Annotated in this window: 4 protein-coding genes and 1 pseudogene; 4 read left to right on the plus strand and 1 reads right to left on the minus strand. The window is 42.0% G+C overall.

The features are described 5' to 3' along the window. Window positions 1-390, plus strand: a pseudogene (locus KIV40_RS24110) (GGDEF domain-containing protein); the annotation flags it as partial. 205 nt (window positions 391-595) lie between these two features. Beyond that, window positions 596-1,483 carry a LysR family transcriptional regulator gene (locus KIV40_RS24115; protein ID WP_045377010.1) on the plus strand — a complete coding sequence of 296 codons (888 nt, stop codon included), beginning with the start codon at window positions 596-598 and terminating at the stop codon, window positions 1,481-1,483. A gap of 21 nt (window positions 1,484-1,504) precedes the next feature. Here the strand turns inward: KIV40_RS24115 and KIV40_RS24120 are convergent, their stop codons facing one another. Then, on the minus strand, window positions 1,505-2,113 hold the full coding sequence (locus KIV40_RS24120; protein ID WP_045372194.1) for a response regulator transcription factor: 609 nt from the start codon (window positions 2,111-2,113) through the stop codon (window positions 1,505-1,507). Window positions 2,114-2,502: 389 nt separating this feature from the next. Between KIV40_RS24120 and KIV40_RS24125 the strand changes: the two genes are divergently transcribed. Then, window positions 2,503-3,225, plus strand: coding sequence for a nitroreductase family protein (locus tag KIV40_RS24125; RefSeq protein ID WP_285351714.1), 723 nt, complete (start codon window positions 2,503-2,505; stop codon window positions 3,223-3,225). Between the two features lie 260 nt (window positions 3,226-3,485). Next, on the plus strand, window positions 3,486-4,466 hold the full coding sequence (locus tag KIV40_RS24130) for a chemotaxis protein (RefSeq protein ID WP_005426925.1): 981 nt from the start codon (window positions 3,486-3,488) through the stop codon (window positions 4,464-4,466). Window positions 4,467-4,494: the final 28 nt, after the last annotated feature.

Consider the following 4,494-nt stretch of genomic DNA (forward strand, 5'->3'; position numbering starts at 1 on the left):
CATTGGGGTCCACTTCTCCTATGTGGCTGATAATAACAACCTGATGGTATACAACTACCCATTGAGCAAGGTTGTTATTGATTATAGTTTTTATATCTCGTCTATTTTGTGGCCGCTTATGCAATGCGAAAAGTATTTCGAACTACCGATTATTTAATTAGAACCGGGGGTTATGAGTTTGTCGCAATTCTACCGGGCTGCGGTGCAAGTAAGGCTTCCACCTTAGAGAAAAAGCTTTAAGACACGGTAAGAGAAAATCCTTTGAAGAAGATGGAGGTCAATATTAGTGTGAGTACAGGGTTAGCCATTAGTAATGCAAATGAGTCACTGCAAGATGTCATTATGCGTGCGGATGAAGAACTGTACGAGACCAAACGCCAACGAGTCTAAACTGAGACAATGTCTTAAACCTGAAATTGCGACTAAATGACTATATTGTCACTAATTGGCGGTGTAAGAGTCTGATAAACTTGACCAAAACGTGACTTTAGTCTCCTATAGTTAATCAGCCTATGAAAAGGCTGCTTTCTTTGTATTTGGCCGAAAGTAATTATAAAAATATAATTAGTCTTTGATTCTATTTGGTAACCACGCTGTGAATAAAGATCTCGACCTAAATCTCCTCAAAATTCTTGTGTTGCTGGAGCGTCATCGTCAACTTAAACCTGTCGCGAAAGCGTTGGGTAAAAGCGAAGCGTCTATAAGTAAGTATCTCACCCGTTTACGAACGCAATTAGAGGATGAACTGTTTATCCGACACGCTCATCACTTTGAGCCTACGCATTATCTAAAGAGGAAGTTGCCCGAAATTACGAATGCACTTGATCAGCTAGAAACCTGCTTGATTAGACGTGAGTTTGATCCTCTGTCTTATGACAGGAGCATCACCATCTGTTTGCCACAATCCGCGCAGCAATCCTTTGGCCACCTGCTGTTGGATGATCTGATGGAGTTGTTTCCTAATGCCCACGTCAATGTTGCAAGCAGCACGGATAGCACGATCGATGAAATCCTTGAAGATAAAGTCGATATGCAATTGCATTACTTTAATGAGGAATACCCAAAATCCATTCATCAGCAATTTATTGGTTACGCTCCTGCCGTCATCGTCGTGCCTGCCGATTTAGGTATTACTGAAGTAGAAAAAGCGTGTGAGCTTAAATTTATTCTACTTGAGTTGGCAGGGTGGAAGGACAGGGAACAAGTCACTAAACGAGCCCTTGAGCAGAGCGGACTTAACATTGATCGAGTCGCTACTATCGGAAATATAACCAGCTTACTTAAGGTTATTAGAATGAGAGGGGCAGCGACGATTTTACTTGAGTATCAAAAACCAATTGATGGCTTTAATTTTATTCCTGTACCTGAAACTTTTTATCCGCAGGGGCGCCCAAAAGTGGTGGTACAAATGAAGCAAACGCATCGCTACAACTCGATGCACCAGCTATTAACTGATGCTATCGCGAAATATGTGATTACTTAGTCGTGTTATTTCGAAGAGCGGCTAACAGCAAAGGCTTCCGCATTCTTCTTGAGGAAGTGTGTTCAGTAATTCGACCACTGACTCAGCATGATATTTCTTCAAGATACGAGTTTTGTAAGTACTGATGGTTTTAGCGCTCAATGACAGTTGCTCTGAGATCTTCTTATTCGAGTAACCTTGAGCGAGATAGTGAAATACCATCGCTTCACGATTCGATAAAGTGACGCTACCCGATGATTGGTTATGCGTCGCTTTAAACATAGAATACCCACGCGTCACGCTAACAATAGCATCCAAAATGGTTGCTTTCGCTTCGTTTTTATTCAAAAAGCCATGTGCACCCATTTCAAATGCCGCTTTAGACAAGCTCGAATAATCGCGAGAAGAAATAAACAAAATCTTACCTTGGTAACCCGTCGCTAATATATTTTTCGCTAGGCGCATACCGTCTCGGTCACCCAGTACGACATCCAAAATAACCAAATCGACAGGTTGGTTACGAACGATATCCATCACTTCAGCGCTGTCTGTTGACTCTACGATGTTAACAGATTGGAAAGCGGTTTGAACAAGAGAAGCAAGCGCTTCACTATATAGCGGCTGGTCGTCGATAATAAGAACGTTATTCATATTTGTGCCTCACCTTATGTTTCAATTTACTTGCCGCTTCCTTTCAGCACTCTTTAATGGATTCGGATTGTAGGAAAAATCTGTGGGTAATGGGTGAAAATGACAATTTCACTTTTTGAAATAGAGCGTCTTATTATTGAGAAAATGTTTCGTTAAAAATAATACAATCAATTAGATACGACGAGATAAAATCGATGCTTCTGATTCAGACAGTAATCAGGCGGGGGAAGAGTAGGTAAGCATATTTATTTATCTTTTTATCCCATTGTCACTTATTGGCGTAGCAACAACAAACAGTCTGACGTGAATTTAAGTTTGGCGTTGTATTTGCACTTGCAGCTTATCGATGAATCAGTAAAGATCACTTTTTTCCATATTTAGAGTTTGTTATGAGCCAATCTTCTTTCGAATCTATTGTCCATTTACGTCGTTCAGTTAGAAAATACGATGCGGATGCTGAATTTAACCACGACGATGTAGCAACGGCCCTAGAGTTGACGACTTTAAGCCCCAATAGCAGCAACATGCAGATGTGGGAATTTCATCGAGTTATCTCGGATGAGAAAAAAGCAAAGCTAGCAGAATACTGTATGGGACAAAATGCAGCCAAAACCACGAATGAACTGGTGGTCTTTGTCGCAACGACCCACAACTGGGAAGAGCGCGCCAAGCGCAACGCAGAGACTGTGCGTCAAGCTTTTAAAGGCCGTGACGACGTTGCGGCCAAGCGCGCTCTAAAGTATTACGAAAAACTCATTCCAATGGTTTACAACAACGACATGTTTGGTGTCCGCGGTTTGCTGAGGAAGGCATATAGCTGGTGGTTAGGTAGAAACAAACCCATGGTGCGAGAAGTGAGTAAATCGGACGTACGTGTTTGTTTGCACAAGAGCGTTTCACTTGCTGCGATGACCTTTATGTACGCAATGCGCGAGAAAGGTTATGACACATGCCCGATGGAGGGCTTTGATTCAAAACGCGTAAAACAGCTACTCGGTTTAAGAGACAGCGACCAGATCACAATGGTTGTTAGCTGTGGTGTTAGAACCGATGAGGGCGTATATGGAGAACGTCATCGTGTCGCGAATGAGTCAGTGATTAAAACGCACTAATTTATCGCTAAACTTTTTGTTCGAGCTGCCGCTAATAACTAGAACGCCTTTCCATATTGAACGTATGGCTGTGTTTTGTTCAAAAATGAGACGAAATTTCAGCATTTGATATAGAAGTGTGCAGTCAGCATCCTTTTGATTATTTACAAATTCTGTCTCAAAGACTACAAAAGGACTCTTGGAAATTTACGCCTGTGAAGTGATTCTCTGTGGCATTGCATCAAGCCACTTCTTGATGCGTATTTTGGATAATTGGGTTTATGAGTAACGTAACCAGTACTATTCTGACTGAAAGTGGTACCAATGAGCTTGAAATCATTGAGTTCCATTTAGAAAAACAATTGCCAGATGGCAGCACAAAAACATGTTATTACGGTATTAACGTCGCTAAAGTACGAGAAGTGATTCGCGTACCAGAGACTACTGATTATCCGAATGCACAACCTCATATGATCGGCGTATTCTCGTCGCGCGAAGTATTAACACCTCTGGTTGACCTTGCTGGTTGGTTAGGTGTTCCTACTCGCCGTGATCTTGAGCGTAAGTTCGTTATCGTTACCGATTTTAACAAGATGACAAATGGCTTCTTGATTGACAGCATTTCGCGTATCCACCGTATTTCTTGGAACGATGTGGAATCCCCAAGCCAATTCTTAGAGGCGGGTGAGCAAGATTGTGTTGTGGCTGTTGTTCGTAAAGATGGCAACCTGATCATGATTCTGGATTTCGAGAAAATCATTGCAGACATCAACCCAGAACTGAGTATGGAAAAATACGACGTGACTGGTGATAAATCAGTAGACTTGAACCAACGTATGGTAGGTAAGCGTAACGCAAAAACCATCATGGTGGTGGATGACTCTGCGTTTATTCGTTCACTTATTCAAGATACATTGGCTTCTGCGGGTTATAACGTGATCACCTGTAAAGATGGTGGCGAAGCGTATGAAAAACTGATGAGCTTGATCGAAGTTGCGAAAGAAGAAAACTTGCCAGTTCGTGAATTGCTTGATGCCGTTGTAACCGACGTAGAAATGCCTCGTATGGATGGTATGCACTTAGTCAAACGACTGCGTGATACGCAAGAATATAACGAAATGCCTATCGTAATGTTTTCTTCATTAATGAGTGAAGATAACCGTGCGAAGGCGTTGTCCCTTGGGGCCAATGATACGATCACCAAGCCAGAGATTGGCCGCATGGTGAATATGATGGACAAGCACGTCTTTAATTTCGCATAAATTATCTCGAGATACTAGGGCGTGTTGA

It is taken from the genome of Vibrio sp. D173a (genome assembly GCF_030248475.1).

Bases quoted from the DNA above. Each gene is read 5' to 3' on its own strand.
- KIV40_RS24120 (WP_045372194.1), bottom strand. From the start codon at position 2,113: ATGAATAACGTTCTTATTATCGACGACCAGCCGCTATATAGTGAAGCG.
- KIV40_RS24125 (WP_285351714.1), top strand. From the start codon at position 2,503: ATGAGCCAATCTTCTTTCGAATCTATTGTCCATTTACGTCGTTCAGTT.
- KIV40_RS24130 (WP_005426925.1), top strand. From the start codon at position 3,486: ATGAGTAACGTAACCAGTACTATTCTGACTGAAAGTGGTACCAATGAG.